Below are 21589 nucleotides of genomic sequence, written 5' to 3'. Positions count from 1 at the left end.
GAAGGAGATCGACAATGCCGGAATTTGTGGACAGCGCTGCCGAGGCGGTTCGGCATGTCAGCGACGGCTGCACGGTGCTGATGGGTGGCTTCGGCAATGCCGGACAGCCTTTCGAACTGATTGATGCACTGCTCGACACCGACGTGCGGGACCTCACCGTGGTCAACAACAACGCCGGTCAGGGCGATGCCGGCCTGGCACTGCTGATCAAGGAGCGGCGGGTGCGCAAGATCATCTGCTCCTTCCCCCGCCAATCCGATTCCTGGCACTTCGATGAGGCCTACCGGTCCGGGGAGATCGAACTCGAACTCGTCCCGCAGGGAAACCTGGCCGAGAGGCTGCGTGCCGCCGGGGCGGGGATCGGGGCGTTCTACACGCCCACCGGATACGGCACGGTGCTGGCCGAAGGGAAAGAGACCCGTGAGATCAACGGTCGGCAGTACGTATTGGAGTACCCCATTTTCGGTGACGTCGCCTTGATCAAAGCGCATCAGGCCGACGACGTCGGGAATCTTGTCTACCGCAAAACTGCGCGGAACTTTGGTCCGCTGATGGCTGCGGCTGCGACCCACACCGTGGTCCAGGCCTCACAGCGCGTCGCCGCCGGAGAGATCGATCCGGAATCAGTGGTGACCCCTGGGATCTACGTCGACACCATCACGGTGATGTGAGGAGCCGGAACACCATGAGTAACTCCACCCTTAGCCGCGAGGAACTGGCCCAGCTGGTCGCCGAGGACATCGCCCCCGGATCATTTGTGAACCTGGGCATCGGTCAGCCCACCAAGGTTTCGGATTACCTGCGTCCCGAGCAGCGGGTCACCCTTCACACGGAGAATGGCATGCTGGGCATGGGACCGGCTGCCGTGGGAGACCAGATCGATGAGGATCTGATCAATGCGGGAAAGATCCCGGTCACCGAGCTGCCCGGAGCAAGCTACTTCCATCATGCCGACTCCTTCGCCATGATGCGTGGGGGCCACCTCGATGTCTGTGTCTTGGGGGCCTTTCAGGTCTCGGCCAGAGGCGACCTCGCCAACTGGTCCACGGGTGCTCCCGATGCGATCCCGGCAGTCGGCGGCGCCATGGATCTGGCGATCGGGGCCAAGGAGGTCTTTGTGATGATGACTCTCTTCACCAAGGACGGGACCCCGAAGATCGTTCCTGAGTGCAGCTATCCGCTGACCGGGGTGGGCTGCGTGACCCGGGTCTACACTGACCACGGTGTTTTCAGCATTACCAAAGACGACGACGGCGGGACCACGCTGAGCCTGCGGAAGCCTTATGGGCTCTCCCGCGAGGAGATCGCGGCCCGTCTGGACGTCTCCCTGGACTGAGAAGGGCTGTCCAAGGGACACCAACCAGCGGCCGGTGCTCAGCGCCTGGGCCCAGCCGGAGGTATCTGGACGTTGCGTCCGGCGAAGTAGCCGACTGTGGTGTAGATGGCGATCACCACCAGAGCTGCGTAGAGCGGGGGGAGCCAGGAGCCGGTTACCTCGAAGAGGTTTCCTCCCAGGACAGGCAGCACCCCGCCGATGATATAGCCCAGCCCCTGAGCCATGCCGGAGAGCTGGGCTGCCTGCTCGCCGCTGTTGGCGCGCAGAGAGATCATCGTCATGGACAGCATCAGGGTTGCAGTGGAGGACAGGCCGCAGATCACCGCCCACAGGGGCATGACGGCGGGGAAGAGGATCATGCCCAGCACACCGACGCCCATACCTGTCCCGAGCCCTACCGCCACCATCCGGTGGTCGGCCATGCGCTGCATGATGCGCCCAATGACCAGAGTGGCGACGATGCCGATGGCCTGGAACGCTGCCACGCTGTAGCCGGCGGTGCGCTCGCTGTAGCCCTGGTAGGTGTGGATCGAAGCCATCCAGGTCAGGAAGAAGTAGAAGATCGAGGACTGGAATCCGAAGAAGAGCGTCACCTGCCATGCCAGGCCGGAGGTCCAGACGCTGCGCTCCTTCTGAGCCGGAGCGCTTGCGGGAGCTGCTGAGACGTGGGCCGACGTCCTGTCGCGACGTGCCAGACGGGTGCTCCAGAGCGCAGCGGCAATCAGTGAGAGAAGAGCGGTACTGGCCAAGGCGTACTGCCAGCCGATGCTGTCTGCCAGCGGAACCGCCACACCCGAGGCGACCGATGCGACCGCCGTGAGCGACGCCGTGTACGCGCCGGTCATCATGGGCACACGGTCAGGAAAGTCCCGTTTGACGATGATGGGGACTAACACGTTGGTGACCCCGATTGCGGCAGCGAGCAGGACGGTTCCGGCAAACAGCGTGTAAGGCACGGCCGGAAGCGCTCGAAGCAGGGTTCCCACGGTGAGCACCAGCAGAGCGATGAAGATCGCCCGTTCCATGCCCCACCGTCGGCCCAGTAGATGGACGAACGGAGAGACGACGGCGAAGGTGAAGACCGGAGCTGCCCCCAGGACTCCCAGGGAAACTGCGCTCATCCCCGTATCGCTTCCGATACGTTCGATGAGGGGTCCGACCACGGTGATGGCGGGGCGAAGATTGGCTGCGACGACCAGAACGGTGGCCAGCAGCAGCAGCCGCGAGGGTGCGGCAGCGCGTGCGTGCTCCATGGGCTCACCCTAGTCCTGTCCTGATCAGCATCGATGAACAGTCCCAACGATCGGGACGCCGAGGCGCATTGCCCGCGACACACGGATGCCCCGACCTGATTCAGGCCGGGGCATCCGTGATTCAGAAGGGCAGAGCGGGCGATCAGTCGTTGTAGCCGGTGCGCCAGCCGCCCTGGTACTCCTTGCGGGCTACCACAGAGAACGGCACCGGGCTGACCACGGCGCGGATCTCGATCTGCTCGTGAGGCTCCACGGTGGGCTTGGAGGTGCCGCCGTTGGGCTCGCCCCAGATGACCTTGACCTCTGCGCCCTCCGGCACGTCTGCTGCCACGGTGGACAGCGAGATGACCCGGCGGTCGTTGGAGGTATAACCGGTGAACATGGAGAAACCGATGTTGGTGCCGTTGGCATCCACCACGGAGTCGTAGTTCGAGGAGCCGTACTGAGCCATCGGCAGGTCGAAGTACTTGTACTGCGGACCGTCGACGTCGACCAGGGATCCCCACACCTTCTTGATGTCTTCGGGGTTCCACGACAGAGTCACCTTGCGGCGCTGAGTGGAAGGATCGATCTTCTCCAGGGCCTCGCGGCCGATGAAGTCGTGATCGAACTTCACGAAGCTGCCGTAGCCCAGCTCCCACGGAGTCAGGTAGTAGTCCTCGATGTTCTCGGAGACGAAGCTGCCGGCCAGCGCGTTGACCGACTCGTAGCTGTCAGCGCCGAGCCATTCACGGTAGCCGCGCATCTCTTCACCGGTGTACACGGCCGGTAGCGGGGACGGGATCCAGCCGGACTCGATCGTGTTAGATGAGTAGGTGCGGGAGCCGACCGGCAGCAGACCGAACTCGGCGCCCGCCTCCAGGATCGCGTCGCGGACCTGGAAGTAGGTCTCGTAGGGTCCCCAAATCTCGAGTCCCGGGGCACCTGCCATACCGTGACGCAGGGTCCGCACCTGCTGGCCGCCGATGTTCATGTAGGACATGTTGAAGAACTTCAGCTTCTCCAAGGACTCGCCGTGGAGCTTCTCAATGACCTGCCACGCGTTGGGACCCTGGATCTGGAAGCGCCAGTACTTCCGCTGCACCGGACGGCCCATCGGGTGGGAGGGCGAGCGGCGGTCGACTTCGACCTCCACGTTGTACCCGCCCGTTTCAGCGTGGTACAGCAGCCAGTTCGCGGCGGGGGAGCGGCCGACGTAGACGAACTCCTCCTCAGCCTCACGGAACATGATGCCGTCGCCGATCACGTGGCCGGAGTGGGAAGTGGGGACGTACTGCTTAGCCTTATTGACCTCAAAGTTGGCCACGGAGTTCACCGCGGTGTCGGAGATCAGCTTGAGCGCATCAGGGCCCTTGATGAACAGATTGTCCATGTGGTGGGACTGGTCGAAGAGGACCGCCGTATTGCGCCAGGCCTGCTGCTCACTGCGCCAGTTGGAGAACTCGGTAGGCACCACGGGGTACACGTAGGCGCCGAGCTGGGAGTTCCGCAGGTGATCTACGGTGTTTCCGGCTTGGTCGAGGACTTCCTGGAGGTTCTGTGCTGACATGGATGTTCCTTCCTGTTTTCAGGCTTCGCCGGGACGGAAGCCCTGCTTTGCCTTCTGAATCTGTTCGTAGACGTGGTGGCGAAGTTCGGTGAATCGTGGATCTGAGCGTGTCTCCAGCTGAGTGCGCTCCGCGGGCAGGTCAATCTCGATGTCGTCCTGCACGACTGTGGGAGAGGAAGAGAGCATGATGACGCGTTGGCCCAGATAGACCGACTCATCAATGTCATGGGTTACGAAGAGAATCGTCACCCCCAGTTTCTTCCACACGGAACGAATAAGGTCCTCAAGGTCCGCGCGGGTCTGCGCGTCAACGGCAGCGAAGGGCTCGTCCATCAGCAGCACCTCAGGCTGGTAGGCGATGGCCCGTGCGATGGCCACGCGCTGCTGCATGCCACCGGAGAGCTGCCAAGGATAGGACTTGGGTACGTGCCCCAGACCCACCGCTTCGAGGGCCTCCTCGACGAGCTCCTTGCGCTTAGCTTTGGGAATGCCGGCATTCTTCAGCGGAAGTTCGACGTTCGAGGCGACTCGCAGCCAGGGGAAGAGCGATCGTCCGTATTCCTGGAAGACCACCGCCATCTTCTTCGGCGGGCCCGTGACGAGCTTGCCGTCCAGGAGGACCTCACCGCTGGTGGTGTTCAGGAGTCCGGCGATGCACTTCAGCAGCGTCGTCTTGCCTGAGCCGGAGGGGCCGACCAGGCAGGCGAGCTCTCCTCGTCCCAAATCAAAGGTGAGGTCGCGAACAGCCTCGATGGGGCCGGCGTCGGACTGGTAGATCTTCTGAAGGCCGCGGACCCTCAGCAGCGTCTCCTCGTCCGGGAGCGTGCGGCCCGAGGGCGTGGGGCCCTCTGCGGCGGCGGGGGAGGAAGGGGAATTAGGCTGCATTTTCTACCTCTTTCAGTCCGTGATACCAGCGAAGAACTCGTCGTTCGACAAACTGGAAGATGAAGGACAGGGTGACGCCGATGATGCCGAGGACGGCGATACCGGACCACATTTCAGGGATGGCGAAGGAGCGCTGGAACTGCACGATGGTGAAGCCCAGGCCCGAGGAGGTGGCGAACATCTCCGAGATCACCATGAGGATCAGGCCGATCGAGAGGCTCTGGCGCACACCCGCCATAATCGGGGGCGCCGCGGCGGGGACGATCTGGTAGCGGATTCGGCTGAAACCCCGGATTCCGTAGGACCTGGAGGTTTCGCTCTGGACCGGGTCGATGCCGCGGACACCCTCGATGGTGTTCAGCAGCACCGGCCAGATGCAGCCGGAGACAATGACCGCGACCTGCATGGTGTTACCCACACCGATCAGCAGCATCAGCACCGGGATAAGCACCGGGGGCGGAAGGGCGCGAAAGAACTCGAACACCGGTTCCGTCAGGGCTCGGATGGTCTTGTTCAGGCCGATCAGCAGTCCCAGGATGATGCCCAGCACGATAGCCAGGAGCAGGCCGGTAGCCAGGCGCTGCAGGCTAGGCAGCACATCACGGGTAAGCCGTTCGCCGGTCACCCACGTGCTGATGAACGTGTCGACCAGCTGCAGGGGCTCAGGGACGAAGAAGTTCGAGGTGTTCAGCGTGTAGATCCACCATGCTGCCACCAGGATCGCCGGCAGGGCGACGAGCGCCAGCACTGGGGAGATAAAGCGTCGGAAAATGCTCATGCCGCCAGCTCCGCTCTCACTGAAGTGTGCCAGGACAGAACGCGACGCTCGACGTAGCGCGCGGCCAGGTTGATGATGACGCCCAAGATGCCCGTGGCGAGGATCAGTGCATACATGTTGGTGATGGCGCCGCCCTGCTGGGCGCGACTGATGGCGCTGCCCAGACCCGGCGAGCCGATGACGAGTCCGGCGGTGATCGCCAGGATGAGTGCCACTGCTGCGCCCAGGCGGATGCCCGTCATGAAGTAGGGCAGCACCGTGGGAATGACGACGTCGCGTACCCGCTGGATGTAGCTGAAGCCGTAGGACTGTGCGGTGTTCATGGCCACAGAGTCCACATCAGCTACTCCATAGAGCACCTGGATAAGCACCTGCCAGAAGCACGCGTAGATGATCAGCATCAGAGCAGACTCAATGCCGATACCGAACAGCAGAACAGCCAGGGGGATCAGCGCCACTGAGGGAATCGGGCGCAGGAATTCGATGGTGGAGTTCGTGTAGCGCCGCAGGAACTGACTCATACCGATCACCAGGCCCAGCACCGTCGCGGCCAGAGCTGCAGTTCCCAGGCCGATGGCCCAGGCGAGCATGGTGTCGTAGACATCGGACCAGAAGGTTCCGCTGCCCAGATTGCTTCCAGCAGCAGCCAGCACTTCCGTGGCAGGCGGCAGATAGCGGCGATCCACCAGGTCCAGGCGCGGAAGAAGCTCCCACAGTGCCAGGAAGCCCACAATGCCGATCAGACCCAACACTGGGACTTTCCATGAGGGGTCGCCTCTGCGCTGCTTACCCCGGGATCCAGGTGCCACAACTCCTCCTTGCTTCGCGTGCGAACGAATCGGTCGTTGGTCTGGTGCCATCATGGAATAACCAGCTACGTGATGCGCGTCACGGCCCATTGGGTAGGAAAATGCGAACAGGCGTGCGGATTGTGAACTGCATGTGATACTCCACACGGCGGAAGAAAAAGATTCTGGCCGCAGTGAGAGAGGCGGAGAGATGGATCTGAACCTACTGCGGGTTTTCGCCGCGGTTTATGAGGAGGGGTCGCTTTCGGGGGCGGCGGGTCGGCTGCACCTGACACAGCCGACCATCAGCCACTCGTGCCAGAAGCTGCGCAGACACTACGGTGACCCGCTCTTTGTGCGTACCGGCCGAGGGGTTCGCCCCACCTCTTTCGCCGACGACCTTTACCGCCAGGTGGGCGCTCATGTGCAGGCCCTCGACGGGATTGCCGCCCAGAGAGTCAGCTTTGACCCGGCCATTGCCCGTCAGGAGTTTGTCCTGTGTCTGTCTGACATCGGGGAAAGCGCGTTCTTGCCGACCATTCTTTCCCGGCTCATGGTGGAGGCTCCAGGGGTGACCGTGCAGTCAGTTCCGGTGGACGTAGCCACAGCTGCGGAGCGGCTCAGCCGCGGGGAGTGTGATGTGGTCATCACCAGTGGGCATCTCGAGGCGACGACGGAGAGTTGGGTGATTCGTCGGGACAGCTACTGCTTTGTCCACCACCCTGCTGCAACGGTGCCCCTGAAGGACGGGCGATACGCCGAGGTGCCCTTTGTCTTCGGGCATCCGAGCCTGGGGCATCATCCGCCTGTTCAGAGGCTCCTGGAGTCTGAGGGTTTCAGTGGTGTCCGTTACTCAACGGTGCAGAGCTTCTCCTCCCTGCCCTACATACTCACCACACTGCCGGGGGCGAGTGTTGCGCCTGAGCTGATCGTCCGGCACTGGCGCCACCTATGGCCGCAGTTGAGGCTCACGCCGCTGCCCACTGGGGAGGGAATTCCTGAAGTGAGGCTGCATCGTCGACCTGGCGCGGTGACTCCCGCGCTGGACTGGTTCTGTGCGTTTGTGCTGGATGCGGCGCGCAGTGCCACCGCCTCGCTTCCGAAGTGAGGCGGTGCCGGGTTTCTTCTCTCCCGATGGCGTGCGATATAGAGGTCGTCTATATCGCACTCAGCTCGGATTTAGTGGACCAGTTCCTTTTGGGCCTCTACGGTGAGGAGAAGTCACGCAGTGTGGCGTGTATCACAGTCAGTTAAGCGGAGGTAGAACATGCGCACCACCAGATCTCAACGACGAGAAGCTGTGTCCCTGTCAGCGACAGGATTGGTGGCACTGATGGCTCTGACCGCCTGTGGGGGCGACGGAGGGAACTCCGAGGGCGAGCTCACCGAGGTCTCGGTGGGGGCTATGCCGATCGCTGACACCGGCCCCCTGTGGCTCGGGGTGGAAAAGGGCTTCTACGAACAGGAAGGCCTGGACCTGGAAGTGATCGAGACGACCGGCGGGGCAGTCCAGGTTCCGGGAGTCCTGGCGGGAGAGTACGATTTTGCCTTCGCGAACATTGTCACGGGCATGGTCGCGCACGACCAGGGTCTGCCCGTGGAGTACATCATCAATGGTTCCTCGGTCACCGGTGATCCCGACGAGGATGTGGCGGCTGTCCTGGTGCCCGCTGACTCCCCGATTCAGAGCATTGAGGATCTGGAGGGCACCACCATGACCTCCAACAACCTCAACAACGTCGGTGATACGGCTATCCGTGCTGCGATGGACCTCAACGGATACGAGGGGGCCTCAGCTGAGTTCATCGAGCTGGCCTTCGGCGAAGCCATGAGCGTGGCAGAGCAGGGACAAGTTGACGCCGTTCTGCTGGTCGAGCCGTACAAGACGATCGCTCTGCAGCAGCACGACGCCCGCATCATCATGCACCCCTACACGGAAACCCACGAGAACTTTGACATCGGTGGACTGCTGGCGACCCACGAGCTCATCGAAGGGGATCCCGAACTGGTGGAGGCCTTCCAGCGTGCTACGGCCCGAGCGATGGAGTATGCGCAGGAGAACCCGGAGGAACTGCGCGAAGTGATCCTCGCCAACACGACGATTGAGGAGGACATCATCGACGACATCACCCTGCCGACCTTCCGTCCGGAATTTGACCGGGAAGCGGTGCAGGTGATCGCCGACGCCGCGCACCAGCACGGAGTAGTGTCTGACCCCATTGATTTGGATGAGCTTCTGCCCGAGGAGTACACCCGATGACTGAGCAGACCATGACAGTGGCCCAGGCGGTGGGAACGGCGCTCGCAGAATTGGGCTCCTCACACATCTTCGGCGTCGTCGGCAGCGGCAACTTTCACATGACCAACGCGATGATTGCCGCCGGGGTGGGCTTTACCGCTGCACGGCACGAGATGGGTGCCGCCTGCATGGCGGACGGCTACGCCCGGTCCACCGGCAAACTCACGGTGGTCTCCGTGCACCAGGGGTGCGGGTTGACGAATTCCCTGACGGGAGTGACCGAAGCCTCCAAGTCGGGGTCGCCGGTCATCGTTCTTTCTGGGGATACACCCGGATGGAACCCGGGATCCAACTTCTACATAGACCAGGATGCTGTCGTCCGCGGCCTCGGGGCTGTGGCCGCGCGTGTCCACCGGCCGGAGACCGTGTGGCAGGACGTGACGACTGCGGTGCGCACCGCTGTGCATGAGCGCCGGACGGTTGTCCTGTCGGTGCCCCTGGATATCCAGGAGCAGCAGGCACCGCCCAGGCCGCCGGAGGGGTTGCGGCTGCTGCCGGTGGTTCCCGCCGGCGCCTCGCCCGAGGCGATCGAGGAACTGGCCAGCGCGCTGCTGGCGGCCGAGCGTCCCGTCATTGTGGCCGGCCGGGGTGCGCTGCACGCCAAGCAGGAGTTGCAGGCCGTGGCGGGGAGGGTGGGGGCACTCCTGACTACCTCCGCGGTGGCACGCGGCCTCTTCGCCGATGACGATTGGTACCTGGATGCGATGGGTGGTTTCGCCACTGACGGCACCGCTGAGCTGATCGGCGAGGCGGATCTGCTGGTGGCCTTCGGTGCCAGCCTGAACAGATGGACCACTCGCAGCGGGTATCTGCTGCGGGGAAAGAAGGTCATTCAAGTTGACGACCGGCCCCAGGCCTTCGGTTTTCATTTCGATATCGACCTACCGGTGCTCGGAGACAGTCGCCACATCGCTCAGGCGCTTGATGCGTCCCTCGCGAGCAGGGGTACGGGTCCCAAGATGGGCTACCGCCGCGAGGACATCCGGGAGAAGGTGCGCCGTTCACGCCACTGGTGCGAGCAGCCCTTCGATGACACATCAACTGACACAGAGATTGACCCCCGGTTGCTGACCGTCGAGCTGGATCGCAAACTGCCCGATCACCGAGTCGTGATTCCCGACGGCGGAAACTTCAACTGCTATCCCGCCATGCTCTTCAGGGTTCCGGACAATACGGGGTACTGCCTGGGGCTCGCCTTCCAATCGATCGGTCTCTCCCTGGCCATGGGCATCGGAGCCTCCGTGGCACTGCCTGATCGGCTTCCTATCGTGGGCATCGGTGACGGCGGGTTCATGATGAGCCACGTGGAGCTGGACACCGCGGTAAGACTGGGAAAGCGGATGGTCGTGGTCGTCTACAACGACCATGCTTACAGTGCCGAGGTGCATCACTTTGTGCATGAAACCGACCACCTGGACACGGTCATCTTCCCGGAGACCGATATTGCCTCCATTGCGCGAGGATACGGCTGTGAGGCGGTGACGGTGCGCACCAAGGAGGACCTCTCAGCCGTCGACGAATGGCTGAACAGCGACAAAGCCGTGCCGCTGGTCATCGACGCGCGCATTACCTCCTTCCCCTCCTGGGTGCTGGCGCACTCATTCGAGGGACCCGAGTAAGCCGGGGCCGTGCACCAGTTCTCAAGGATCTGCGTCATCGGTGCAGCCGGAGTGGTGGGATCCTCTGTGGCGGCGCAGCTGGCAGCCCACGGTCTTGGACAGGAGCTCTATCTCCAGGACATCAGGGAGAACCTCGTCGAGGCTCACCGGATAGATATCAGCGACGCCCAGGCTCTCCTGGGGCTGGACGAACCGCAGCTCTTTGTAGGAGCGGCCCCTGCGGGCACCGCCGATCTTGTGATCGTGGCGGCGTCGCTGCCGGAGAACCCCCGGGCCGACCGTCGGGAGTTCCTGCAGGGGAACGCCGGACTGCTCCGGGGCCTGGCTCCCAGCGTCCATGAGCAGCTGGCCCCCGAGGGGGTGGTGCTGCTGCTCTCCAACCCGGTGGACATCCTGGCAGACTGGATGACGCGTACTCTGGGCTTCTCGGAGACCAGGCTCATCGGCTATTCGCTCAACGATGCGGCGCGCTTCCGAGCAGCGGTTGCCGACGAGCTCGGAATGAGGGTCTCGCACATCGATGCGATGGTGCTGGGGGAGCACGGCAGGGGACAGGTCCCCGTCTTCTCGAGTGTGCGCGTAAACGGGCGGGCCGTGGAGTGGCGCCCTGCCCAGAAGCAGCGCCTGGAAGAGCACATGGCCGGATGGTTCGGCAGGTACCTGGCGCTGAACTCCGGGCGAAGCTCAGGCTGGGCATCGGGGTTCGGCGTGATGAAGCTCGTGCGGGAGCTCGAGCACGGGCAGCAGGTCATCACCACGGTCTCGACCCGGGGGATCCCTCAGCTGCCCGAGACGTACACCGCGCTGCCGGTGCGCTGGTCCGGTCAGAGTATGCGCGCCGAACTCCCAGCCCTCGACCGCGGTGAGTTGGAGCTGCTCCGCCAGGTGGCTCGCAGCACGAGGGCTGCAGCCGATGAGCTGGAGTCGACTTAGCCGGGCTGAGAGTTTCAGCTGCGGGAGGCCAGGAGTCCCGCATCCACGGCAAGCAGTGCAGCCTGGGTGCGGGACCGAAGGTCCAGCTTGCGAAGAATGTTGGAGACGTGGGTCCGAGCGGTGCGTTCGCTGATGAACAGCTCCTGGGCAATCTGCCGGTTGGAGCGGCCTTCGCCCACCAGAGCGAGCACCGTCCTCTCTCTGTCGGTGAGAGTGGAGATGCCGGTGGCCGGGCTGTTCATCATCTGCGCGAACTTCTTCGTCATGGCGGTATCGATGTACATCTCGTCGCGAAGAGCCGCCCGCATCGCAGACGCCACCTCCTGCGGACCGGCATCCTTGAGCAGATACCCGACGGCGCCGAGTCGCATGACGGTGTTCATCCGCTCCGGTTCGGCGAAGCTAGTGAGCACCACAACCTTCACCTGCGGGTAGCGGGCTCGGATCTCCGGCAGCGTAGCTGCCCCGTCCATCCTGGGCATGATCAGATCGAGCAGCACGATGTCGGGAAGATTGTCATAGGCGTCTAGCTCGGCGAGCTTTTCTAGAGCTTCTTTGCCATCACCGGCCTCGCCCACCGCCTGGACGTCCTCGACGACCTCCAGATAGGCGGCAATGCCACGCCGGACGACGGCGTGGTCATCCACAATGAGAACTTTGACGGTGCGATCATCCACTGCGCGTTTCTCCTGCACGTCGTCTTCCGCACCTGGTGCGGAAGGGGAAGAGGGGTGGGACCCGGAACAGGCCCGCCTATGGTGTGGTAGGCATCACATTATGCCGTGTTTGCGATTCTGGCCAGTGGAAGGCGGGCTGATCATCGTGAGCATGGTGCGGCACCCTGACGTCTATGGTGGTCACACTGATAGACGGCGAGGGCTCCTCGGACCGCTCGCCAGAGGCTCGGGACACGGCAAAACCAACGGCCGGGGCGGGGGTGGCGTCCGGCAGGAGTTCCCCGAAGCGCTCCTCCCTGGAGCGGTTGCACCGGCTCCTCTCGGCTTTCGACTATGAACACACCACCCTTAGCCTCTCCGAGCTCAGCCGCCGCTCAGGCCTTCCGCTGTCGACGACTCATCGAATGGTCTCCGAGCTGCTGGAGCTGGGGATGCTGGAGCGGGGGGAGGGTGACAGGCTGTGCATCGGCATCGATGTCTGGAAGTTCGGCCTGCTCACGCCCAAGACCCACGGGATCCAGCGTGTCGCCCTTCCCTTTATGCAAGATCTCTACGCCACCACCGGATACCCCATCCACCTGGGTATCCCGCAGGGGGACTATGTCACCGTCGTAGAGAGCCTGCGGCCTCGCGAACCAGGGCACGAGCGCCCACGCGTCGGCCAGTGCGACCCCTATCATGTCGCGGCGGTCGGATTGGCTCTGCTGGCCTTCTGCGAACCCGCCTTTCAAGAGCAGTATCTGCAGACCCTTGAATCTCAGGGCGCCCACGGCAAGGAAGCTCCTGAGGAGATCCGCAGAGCACTGGCGCGCACCCGTGCGGAGGGCTACTGCGTCAACGACCATCGCACCTATCCCCATGTGGGAATCGGCGCGCCCATCCTGGGACAATTCGGTCTTCCGATCGCCTCGCTGTCCGTCGTCGTGCCACCCGGAACCTCCGAAACTCCCTACGGTCACATGATCCGCAGTGCCGCCCGCGCCGTGCAGCGTACGGCCTGGGAGCAGGGCATCGGTGCCCCGAGGGTTTCGGGTATGCGGAAACACCGCTTGTCGCCCGTCCAGAGCGCGTGACACCGTCTGCTCATCATCGCGCCGCCGTTCCGGGCGCGCTTGCGGTGCCGACCCGCCTCCATCGTTTCCGGTGGAGCCAAGGAGGAAGACCATGACATCGCGACCACCGTCCAGCCTGCGCAGCAACTTTGGTCCCCATCACGCAAAGACTGTGACCCGTCGAGCTCAGTGGGTCACTCTGGGTATCAATCCGGAGGACATGGAGCGACCCAAAGTCGCCATCGTGAACACCTCAAACGACCTGGCAGCGTGCTTTGCGCACCTTGACGACATTGTGGCAGTCATCAAGCAGCAGGCCTACGACGCTGGTCTGCTGCCCTTTGAGATCCGGACTACGGCTCCCTCCGATTTCATCACCAGCGCGGGGAAAGGCGGGCGATACGTTCTCTCGTCCCGGGACCTGATCGTCAACGACATCGAAGTGATGGTTGAGGGCGCACAGCTGGATGCCATGATTTGTCTGAGCTCCTGCGACAAGACGACTCCGGCCCACTTGATGGCGGCAGGCCGCCTGGACATCCCCACCGTCATCATTCCCTGCGGTTACCAACGCAGCGGGCTTGCTGAAGGTGGCGACGCCGACGTGGAGGAGGTCTTCTTTAATGCTGCGCTGGAGGCGTTGGACGGGGAAATCTCCCAAAAGGTGGTGCAGCAGGCAGACCGGGCGATTCTTGGTCCCGGGGTGTGCTCAGGGCTGGCCACGGCAAACTCCATGCACATGGTCGCCGAAGCGCTGGGAATGGCCGTTCCGGGCGCGGCCCCTGTGAAGGCGAACTCGCCGCGGATGTGGGACGCCGTCGCCCGTTCAGTGGACGCGCTGACGCGAGCTGTTGAGCAGGACCTGCGGCCGCGGCAGATCATCACGGAGGCCAGCGTCACCACTGCGGCCAGGCTGATGCTCGCCGTCGGGGGGTCCAACAACACCATCAAGCACCTCCAAGCGGTGGCGGTGGAGACCGGACTGAGCCTCGATGTCTGGGAGACCTACCGCCGCCTCGGGCGCCAGACGCCCACGCTGTGCTCCATTCGGCCCAACGGCAACCACCTAGTGGAGGATCTTGAAGCGTCCGGCGGTGCGGCGACCGTTCTGAAGGAGTTGCTTCCCCTCATCGACGGAGCCGCGATGACCATCACCGGTGCCACGCTCGCGGAGAACCTCAAGACGGCCCCGGGTGCCGACGGCACGGTGATCCGCCCCCTGGAGGCACCGTTGTCGCGGACCCCGGCCATCGTGGTGGTCAAAGGATCGTTGGTGCCGGAAGGAGCCGTGGTCAAGCGTCCGATTCCTGATCCAGGGCCCTACCAGTTCACCGGGCCAGCCCGGATCTATCACTCCCGGGAGGAGGGAATCGACGCCATCGGCCGGGACGAAATTCAACCCGGCGACGTCGTCGTCATCCGCGGGCTGGGCGTCAGAGGCGGTCCAGCCATGGGCATGGTCTCGGCCTTCATCTTCGCTCTGGACGGCCGCGGCCTCAGCGACCAGGTCGCAGTGATCTCCGACGGTCAGCTCAGCGGACTGGTCAACCGCGGAATCGTGGTGGGCGAGGCCTCGCCAGAGGCGGCCGCTGACGGTCCCCTGGGGCGGCTGCGCAACGGCGACCAGATCCACATCGATCTCACCACGGGAACCGTCGACGTGCTGGTGGACCCCGAGGAGCTGTAGAGCCGCCCGCCATATCAGCCGCCTGCAGGTCACCAGGATGAAGCCGGCAGCGGATTCCTCGACCAGTACCGCGCTACGGTCCAGCCGCTGTCCTGCGGCGCGGTCTTGTGCGGAGGCCAGTCATGAGCGCGCAGATCTATGAGTCGCCGCGGCGTACTCCGGTGGTCGGTGAGTATGACGTCGTCGTCGTAGGCGGGGGCCCCGCCGGCCTCATGGCCGCGGCCGCCGCCAGCCGCGCGGGATGTTCGACCCTGATCATCGAGCGCTACGGGTTCCTCGGAGGGGCGGGCACCATGGGCGGCCTGAGCACCTTCTGCGGCCTGCACGCAAGGGTCCACGGAGAACATCGGCGTGTGGTGCGCGGCTACGCCGACGAACTGCTGGAACGGCTGGAACGCATGGACGGACTCAGCCGGCCGCATCTGAGCGTGCAGGACCGCATTCAGGCCCAGGCTTTCGACATCTCCGCCTACAAGATCGCTGCGGATGACCTTCTGCTGGACGGAGGGTGCGAGATCCTCTTCCATGCCTCGGTGGTGGACGTGGTGATGGAGGACGAGACCAGGATCGACGCCGTCGTCATGGAGTCCAAGTCCGGACGGGAGGCTGTGCGGGGCCGGATCTTCATCGACGGTTCTGGGGACGCGGATATCGCCCACCGTGCGGGCGCCCCCACCGAGACCTCCGAACATCTCCTCTATCCCTCCCTGATGTTCCGGATCAACGGCGTCGATGCCGAGCGCGCAGGGCCGGCGTGGAAGACCATCGCCCGGCTCATGGAGGAGGCCGAGGCGCGCGGCGAGCAGCGATTTCCTCGGAAGAAACCGATCGTCAGGCCGCAGCGCAACCCTCTGGAATGGCGATCCAATCTCACCCAGCTCTCCAACGACGACGGCAGCGCCATCGACGGCACTGACGTCCGTCAGCTGACCCGGGGAGAGCTGCAGGGCAGGAAGCAGGTGTGGGAGACCTTCGGGTTCATTCGACGTAGCACGCCGGGCTTCGAAAACTCCTACATCGTGGACATCGCCCCCCAGGTCGGGATCCGCGAAACCCGGCGGAGCATCGGTCTCTACCAGCTCAGCGAGGATGACATCTTAGGCTGTGTGAACTTCAGCGACAGTATCGGTGTGCAGGGCTGGCCGGTGGAGGCTCACGTGGAGGGGACCGTTGAATTCCGATTCCCTTACGCGGGGGACGACTCGCGGGGTTTTAATCAGCTGCCCTACCGAATGCTCGTTCCACAGAAGGTCCAGAACCTGCTCACCGTGGGGCGCTCGGCCTCGATGACGCAGTGGGGACAGTCCTCGGCGCGTGTGACCGGGCCCTGCTTCGTCATGGGTCAGGCCGCGGGCCTCGCAGCCGGCATTTCCCTGGCCGCCGGCGTCCCAGTAGGAGACGTCGACTACCCGACTCTGCGCCGATCCCTGGAGGACACCGGGGTCTACCTGGGCGCGGACCTTCCGCCCGACCACCCCTGAACGTTCAGGGGTAGACCACGCGGCTGTAGGAGGAGGGACGCAGCCTCGCGTGCAGGCCGAAGATCTCCACCACCGCGGAGACGCCGGCGTTATTGGCGCCAGCGACCATGATCTGTACGGATTCCGGATTCGTGAGCCCACGCACCTGCTCTGGGGTGGAGGTGGCGCTCGCCGTATCCGGCTCGGCGTCTGGATGATCCGTAGCCAGGCGCCACTTGGTGTGCCGGGAGACCGCGTCCTTCCCCACGGCGGCGAAGTCCGGGCGCGGCCGCACCGCGTGTGCGTAGACGAACTCCCGGAGGTCCTCCTTGCTCCAGCCGGCACGGGCAAAGAGGTCCGCATGCTCCGGGCTGACCACCAGCAGTGCATTGGTGTACTCGTGGATGAAGGCGCCGGTGCGCATGATGGAGTCTGTAAAGTCCAGCGCCAGGTGCTCGGCGGCCTGCGTATGCCGGGCTTCAATGTGCATCACCGAGCGAATCACGAATGAGGTGACGACGTCGTCGTCGCGTGTGAACCCATACTCGGTGTGTAGGGGATCCCAGGGGCTCATCTCCTCGTTCTCCCCAATGAGGGCCGTGTACTTGGCCGGTGTGGCCTGGGTCGCCTGGTCCAGTCCGTGAGGGTGCAGGCCGAAGACATTGATGAGTGCCAGGCGCAGGGCCCGTCCGATAGTGGCGTTCGCCCGGTGCCCCGAACCGAAGATGTTGCCTGCGGAATTGATGTCCAAGCGCTGGCGCACCGGCCCGTTGACCACTGTGAAGGGGGCCGTGCCCGTGGTGGACTGCCAGATGCCCTTCTTAGGATTCGGCTCCTGGGCGATCCCCTCCCACGCGGCAACGACCACGGGAAAGTACTCGGGCAGGCACCCGGCCAGAGCCGCATTGATGGCTGCATCGCGCACTGTCAGGCGGCGATTCAGGTGGGGCTTCTCGAACAGGACCTCATCGGGATCCTTCGGAGTCGTGGCCAGAAACTCCTCCAGCACGGACTCGCTGACCGGAGCGACGGGTAGGCCGTCTGTCCAGCCCTTGCGCTGGTACTCCTCCAGCAGCTCGCGTACCTCGCGCACATCCACTGGCGTCTGCCTCTGGGCACCTGTGACCGTCATGCCGTCACCCCCAGGATTCGTTCCACCTGGGGCACCAGGTCTCGGGCGCGCTCGCTCAATTCATCAGCGGTGAGGCTCGCCACCGGATGAGGCACGGCGAGAAACTCGTAGCCGGGGAATCCCTGCACGGTGGCTATAGCCTCGCCGGAGACGAAGAAGGCGTCGCTGGTAATGCTGACGGCCGGAATCCCGGCGCGTTCGAACAGAATCCCGTCCGCGACGGTGGCCGCGCTGCAGGATCCGCAATCGCCCACCGCAGTGACCACGGCGTCGCAATCGGCGGCGATCTGTTCCAACAGTTCGTCTTTGACGGGAGTGCCGAAATAGTCCTTGGTGTACAAGGTGACGTGCGCTAGGCCGTGGCGTTCCTGCAGGGCGGAGGCGATGTTCTCCAGCAGTGCCGTGGCATTAGTCTTCGTGTTGTCCAGCAGGCCGAGCCGCAGGCCCGTGAGGGAACCGGGTCGGGGAGCCAGCGTGGCGTCGTCGTCGCGTTCGGAAGCCCCTGTGGGATCCAGGAGGGGCTCCGTGGTCAGTATGGTCATGATCCCTTACTCCTTTGGTTATGGGTGGGATGCTGTCACCACACCACAGGCGCGGAGACCCGTTTAACCCGCCTTTCCGCGCATTGGAAGCCCCCCTGGGTGGTGGAAGAGGTATGCGGCAGGGTGTCTCAGGACGCCTGCAAGAGCCCAGGACGACGCCGGGACAAATGTCGCATCCCCATTAGGTCGGGCTGCCTATGTGCCTCAGCTCACACCACATCTACACTTCATGAGTGAGGCACATCACACAACCCGGTATTCAAGGAGGCATTGTGTCGTCCTACACCCCGCATATCGAGGGAACCCATGTCTTCGACACTCAGATGAGTAATCGTGGGCGTGCCCTCAACAAAATGCTGTATTCGCTGAAGGACCCGCAGAACCGCGAGCAGTTCAGCGCTGACGAGGCAGCCTACTGCGACAAGTACCTGCTCACCGACGAGCAGAAGCAGGCAGTGCTGGACCGCGACTGGAAGAAGATGACAGACATCGGCGCATCGATCTTCTACGTCATCAAGCTCGCCGCCATCGATAAGAAGTCCATGCAGGACCTCGGCGGTGTCTTCACAGGCATGACTACTGAGGAATTCAAAGCAGAGCTCAAAGCAGGAGGGCGGAAGTTTGGCTGAGATCATTTGGGGACTGGCAACTTCTCACGTCCCGTCCATCGGCGCAGCCATGGACGGAAAGAAGACCGAGGACGAACTGTGGAAGCCGCTGTTCGACGGCTACGGTCCGGCCCGTGAGTGGATGGCCCAGCACACACCGGACGTGGCGGTGGTCGTCTACAACGATCACGCCAACGCCCTGGGTCTGGAAATGATCCCGACCTTCTCCATCGGCACTGCGGATCACTACGACGTCGCTGACGAGGGCTACGGCCCCCGCCAGGTGCCTGACGTGGTCGGCGCCCCCGACCTCTCCGAGCACGTGCTGGTGAACCTCGTCGACGAAGGCTTCGACATGACCGTCCTGCAGGAGCTGGACGTGGACCACGGCCTGACCGTGCCCCTGTCGGTTTACACCCCCGAGCCGGGCGACGCCTGGCCTTGCAAGGTGGTGCCGATCCTGGTCAACGTCCTGCAGTACCCCCAGCCCACGGCACAGCGCTGCCTGCAGCTGGGTGAAGCCCTCGGGCGGGCCATCCGGTCCTTCCCGAAGGACATCAAGGTCGCTGTCTTCGGCACCGGCGGAATGTCGCATCAGCTCTCCGGCGAGCGCGCAGGTCTGATCAACCAGGAGTTCGACCGCAACTTCCTGGAGAAGATCGAGACCGATCCCCAGAGCCTGGCCGAGATCTCCCGCGCCGACTACATCAAGGAAGCCGGCTCCGAGGGCATCGAGATGATCATGTGGCTGATCATGCGCGGAGCCCTGGGTGACAACATCCGCCGCATCCACGACACGTATCACGTGCCCGCCTCCAACACGGCTGCGGCGCTGGCTCTCTTCGCCACCGACGCCGTGGCGGAAGAAGGATCGGAGGAAGCCGCCGCATGAGTGAAGCAGCTCTCTCAAGCGGCACTAGTCTGCCCTCCGCCAAGGAGCGCCAAAAAGTTCTTGGCGCTTCCTTGGTGGGGACGGCGATCGAATGGTACGACTTCTTCATCTACGGCTCCGCCGCCGCACTGATCTTTGGACCACAGTTCTTCCCCTCGGAGAACCCGCTGGCCGGCACACTCGCCGCATTCGCGACCTTCGCCGTCGGCTTCCTCGCCCGCCCGCTGGGCGGCATCATCATGGGGCACTACGGGGATCGCGTCGGTCGCAAGACCATGCTGATGGTCTCGATGCTGCTGATGGGCGTGGCCACTGTCGCAATCGGCCTGCTGCCGACCTATGCGGCCATCGGCATCTGGGCGCCCATCCTGCTGGTGCTCTTCCGCATCCTCCAGGGCGTCGGCGTTGGCGGTGAATGGGGCGGCGCGGTGCTCATGGCAGTCGAGTACTCACCGAGCAACAAGCGGGCTCTCTACGGCTCGTTCCCGCAGATGGGTCTGCCGCTGGGCATCATCGGCGCCAACGTGGTCTTCGTGATTGTGTCCAACATTCTGGCGCCCGAGGCCTTCGAGGCATGGGGCTGGCGCATTCCGTTCCTGTTCAGCGCCCTGCTGGTGCTCATCGCGCTCTACATCCGACTCCAGGTCGAGGACTCCCCGGCGTTTAAGAACGTCAAGGAGTCCAAGACCGTGGCCAAGGCGCCGATGCTGGATCTGTTCAAGAACCACACCGGCACTGTGCTGCTGGCAGGCATCGTCTCCATCGCACCCCCGGCCATCGGCTACATGTACTCCGTCTGGATGCTCTCCCACCGCGGCAACCTCGGCGAGGACGGCGTCTCTCAGAACATGATGCTCGCCCTGATCATCTGGGGTGCTCTGTGCCACCTGGTGACCGTCGCCCTCGGAGCGATCCTTGCCGACCGCTTCACCCAGAAGAAAGTCTTCCTCTGGGGCGCCGGCATGCTGGCGGTCTGGGCCTTCCCGTTCTTCTGGCTCGTGGACACCGCTCACTGGTACAACATCGCGATCGCCTTCGCAGTGATCCTGCTGGCCCAGTCGCTGATGGCCGGACCACAGGCCGCACTCATCGCAGAGCTGTTCCCGGCCGAAGTCCGCTACTCGGGCGCCTCGGTGGCGTACCAGATCGGATCCATCCTCGGCGGTGGCTTCATGCCGCTGATCGGGACCAGCCTCTACGCCGCGTTTAACGCCTCCTGGCCGATTGCCACCTATCTGCTGATCATGGGTGTCGTGAGCTTCCTGGCCATGAGCGTCTTGAAGGTGGGAACGTACCGGGCCTCGGCTGATGCCCTCAACAAGCCCGAGAACCAGACGACGACGACAAAGGAGGCCGTGCTGTGAGCACCTTCGTTCTGACCTCCGGCGCCTGGCACGGTGGCTGGTGCTGGCAACGGGTCGCGCCCCTGCTGCGGGACGCCGGCCACGAGGTTCACACCCCCACCCTGACCGGTCTCTCTGACGCCGCACACCTGATCAGCCCCTCGGTGGGGCTGGAGACCCACGTGACCGACGTCGTCAGCCTCATCGAGGCCTATGACCTGCGTGACGTGATCCTGGTGGGGCACAGCTACGCCGGACAGGTCATCACGGGTGTGGCCGACCGCGTGTCCGAGCGCATCAGCCGCCGAGTCCACCTGGACGGCTTCATCGGGGACGGGCAGCCTGCCATCGACCTGCTGCCCGAGAAGGTGGCTCACCACTACTACGAGTCCGTGGCGGAGGCCGGCTTCGGCTGGCTGATTCCGCCCCGGCCGCTGGAGAAGCTGGGGGTCACCGATCAGCGTGACATCGACTGGCTGGTGCCGCGCCTGACGCCTCACCCGTGGAAGACCTATACCGATCCTCTCCCGCTGAGCGGGGCCTACCAGGAGGTCACCGGCGTCTACGTAGAGTGCGTGGACTGGATGCGGGTCTTCCAACCGTTCCACGAACAGGCAGCCGCGGCTGGCTGGGACACCTATGAGGTGGCCACCGGGCATGAGGCTATGGTCACCGCGCCCGCCGAGCTGGCTGAGGTGCTGCGGACCATCGCTGACCGCGCCGCAGTCTCCGCGCCGAAGCACGACTGACCCACCC

Annotated in this window: 21 protein-coding genes; 13 read left to right on the top strand and 8 right to left on the bottom strand. The window is 64.0% G+C overall.

The annotated features are described in order from the left end of the window. Nucleotides 1-14 precede the first annotated feature (14 nt). Complete coding sequence (locus tag RH857_RS00455; RefSeq protein ID WP_310536005.1) at nucleotides 15-671, top strand: 3-oxoacid CoA-transferase subunit A; 657 nt, start codon at nucleotides 15-17, stop codon at nucleotides 669-671. Between the two features lie 14 nt (nucleotides 672-685). Then, a complete protein-coding gene (locus tag RH857_RS00450) occupies nucleotides 686-1336 on the top strand; it encodes a 3-oxoacid CoA-transferase subunit B (RefSeq protein WP_310536004.1) in 651 nt (216 codons plus the stop codon). A gap of 38 nt (nucleotides 1337-1374) precedes the next feature. On the opposite strand, the gene RH857_RS00445 is transcribed toward RH857_RS00450, so the two are convergent. The 5 genes from RH857_RS00445 to RH857_RS00425 form a co-directional block, all read right to left on the bottom strand. Then, nucleotides 1375-2589, bottom strand: coding sequence for a CynX/NimT family MFS transporter (locus RH857_RS00445; protein WP_310536003.1), 1215 nt, complete (start codon nucleotides 2587-2589; stop codon nucleotides 1375-1377). A gap of 142 nt (nucleotides 2590-2731) precedes the next feature. Continuing rightward, entirely contained in the window at nucleotides 2732-4138 is a 1407-nt protein-coding gene (gene ligM / locus RH857_RS00440; protein WP_310536002.1) for a vanillate/3-O-methylgallate O-demethylase, read from the bottom strand. 18 nt (nucleotides 4139-4156) lie between these two features. Then, the gene (locus tag RH857_RS00435; RefSeq protein ID WP_310536001.1) at nucleotides 4157-5023 is read right to left on the bottom strand and encodes an ABC transporter ATP-binding protein; all 867 of its coding nucleotides are present in this window, start codon (nucleotides 5021-5023) and stop codon (nucleotides 4157-4159) included. Beyond that, nucleotides 5013-5801, bottom strand: a complete 789-nt coding sequence (locus RH857_RS00430) for an ABC transporter permease (protein ID WP_310536000.1) — start codon at nucleotides 5799-5801, stop codon at nucleotides 5013-5015. The genes RH857_RS00435 and RH857_RS00430 overlap by 11 nt, the downstream gene beginning before the upstream one ends. After that, nucleotides 5798-6610, bottom strand: a complete 813-nt coding sequence (locus tag RH857_RS00425; RefSeq protein WP_310535999.1) for an ABC transporter permease — start codon at nucleotides 6608-6610, stop codon at nucleotides 5798-5800. The genes RH857_RS00430 and RH857_RS00425 overlap by 4 nt, the downstream gene beginning before the upstream one ends. Before the next feature lie 190 nt (nucleotides 6611-6800). Here RH857_RS00425 and RH857_RS00420 point away from each other — a divergent pair, with 190 nt between their 5' ends. From RH857_RS00420 to RH857_RS00405, 4 genes are all read left to right on the top strand, one after another. After that, entirely contained in the window at nucleotides 6801-7697 is an 897-nt protein-coding gene (locus RH857_RS00420; RefSeq protein WP_310535998.1) for a LysR family transcriptional regulator, read from the top strand. Nucleotides 7698-7922: 225 nt separating this feature from the next. After that, nucleotides 7923-8849: an ABC transporter substrate-binding protein gene (locus tag RH857_RS00415; protein ID WP_310535997.1), complete on the top strand. Its 927-nt coding sequence runs from the start codon at nucleotides 7923-7925 to the stop codon at nucleotides 8847-8849. Next, nucleotides 8846-10507 carry a thiamine pyrophosphate-binding protein gene (locus tag RH857_RS00410; protein ID WP_310535996.1) on the top strand — a complete coding sequence of 554 codons (1662 nt, stop codon included), beginning with the start codon at nucleotides 8846-8848 and terminating at the stop codon, nucleotides 10505-10507. The genes RH857_RS00415 and RH857_RS00410 overlap by 4 nt, the downstream gene beginning before the upstream one ends. Nucleotides 10508-10516: 9 nt before the next feature. Further along, the gene (locus RH857_RS00405) at nucleotides 10517-11440 is read left to right on the top strand and encodes a malate dehydrogenase (RefSeq protein WP_310535995.1); all 924 of its coding nucleotides are present in this window, start codon (nucleotides 10517-10519) and stop codon (nucleotides 11438-11440) included. Between the two features lie 14 nt (nucleotides 11441-11454). On the opposite strand, the gene RH857_RS00400 is transcribed toward RH857_RS00405, so the two are convergent. Next, entirely contained in the window at nucleotides 11455-12117 is a 663-nt protein-coding gene (locus RH857_RS00400) for a response regulator (protein WP_310535994.1), read from the bottom strand. Nucleotides 12118-12290: 173 nt separating this feature from the next. On the opposite strand from RH857_RS00400, the gene RH857_RS00395 reads away from it, so the two are divergent. From RH857_RS00395 to RH857_RS00385, 3 genes are all read left to right on the top strand, one after another. Next, nucleotides 12291-13190 (top strand): IclR family transcriptional regulator, encoded by a 900-nt coding sequence (locus RH857_RS00395; protein WP_310535993.1) that lies wholly within the window; start codon nucleotides 12291-12293, stop codon nucleotides 13188-13190. 91 nt (nucleotides 13191-13281) lie between these two features. Continuing rightward, nucleotides 13282-14856: a dihydroxy-acid dehydratase domain-containing protein gene (locus RH857_RS00390; protein ID WP_310535992.1), complete on the top strand. Its 1575-nt coding sequence runs from the start codon at nucleotides 13282-13284 to the stop codon at nucleotides 14854-14856. Nucleotides 14857-14978: 122 nt separating this feature from the next. Then, nucleotides 14979-16337, top strand: coding sequence for an FAD-dependent oxidoreductase (locus tag RH857_RS00385; protein WP_310535991.1), 1359 nt, complete (start codon nucleotides 14979-14981; stop codon nucleotides 16335-16337). 4 nt (nucleotides 16338-16341) lie between these two features. On the opposite strand, the gene RH857_RS00380 is transcribed toward RH857_RS00385, so the two are convergent. Further along, nucleotides 16342-17448, bottom strand: a complete 1107-nt coding sequence (locus RH857_RS00380) for a hypothetical protein (protein WP_310535990.1) — start codon at nucleotides 17446-17448, stop codon at nucleotides 16342-16344. Continuing rightward, nucleotides 17445-17990 (bottom strand): UGSC family (seleno)protein, encoded by a 546-nt coding sequence (locus RH857_RS00375; RefSeq protein ID WP_310535989.1) that lies wholly within the window; start codon nucleotides 17988-17990, stop codon nucleotides 17445-17447. The genes RH857_RS00380 and RH857_RS00375 overlap by 4 nt, the downstream gene beginning before the upstream one ends. 272 nt (nucleotides 17991-18262) lie before the next feature. Here RH857_RS00375 and RH857_RS00370 point away from each other — a divergent pair, with 272 nt between their 5' ends. The 4 genes from RH857_RS00370 to RH857_RS00355 are packed head-to-tail and all read left to right on the top strand — an operon-like array spanning nucleotide 18263 to nucleotide 21582. Next, nucleotides 18263-18619 (top strand): protocatechuate 3,4-dioxygenase, encoded by a 357-nt coding sequence (locus tag RH857_RS00370; protein ID WP_310535988.1) that lies wholly within the window; start codon nucleotides 18263-18265, stop codon nucleotides 18617-18619. Then, on the top strand, nucleotides 18612-19490 hold the full coding sequence (locus tag RH857_RS00365; protein ID WP_310535987.1) for a class III extradiol dioxygenase subunit beta: 879 nt from the start codon (nucleotides 18612-18614) through the stop codon (nucleotides 19488-19490). The genes RH857_RS00370 and RH857_RS00365 overlap by 8 nt, the downstream gene beginning before the upstream one ends. Further along, entirely contained in the window at nucleotides 19487-20854 is a 1368-nt protein-coding gene (locus RH857_RS00360) for an MFS transporter (RefSeq protein WP_310535986.1), read from the top strand. The genes RH857_RS00365 and RH857_RS00360 overlap by 4 nt, the downstream gene beginning before the upstream one ends. Then, entirely contained in the window at nucleotides 20851-21582 is a 732-nt protein-coding gene (locus RH857_RS00355) for an alpha/beta hydrolase (protein WP_310535985.1), read from the top strand. The genes RH857_RS00360 and RH857_RS00355 overlap by 4 nt, the downstream gene beginning before the upstream one ends. The last annotated feature ends 7 nt before the right edge of the window (nucleotides 21583-21589 follow it).

Origin of the sequence: Nesterenkonia flava, from assembly GCF_031432335.1 — a bacterium.
In the GTDB taxonomy this organism is placed as follows: Bacteria; Actinomycetota; Actinomycetes; order Actinomycetales; family Micrococcaceae; genus Nesterenkonia; species Nesterenkonia flava.
The sequence above is the reverse complement of the archived record's forward strand: the minus strand, read 5'-3'. Positions and strand labels throughout refer to the sequence as shown.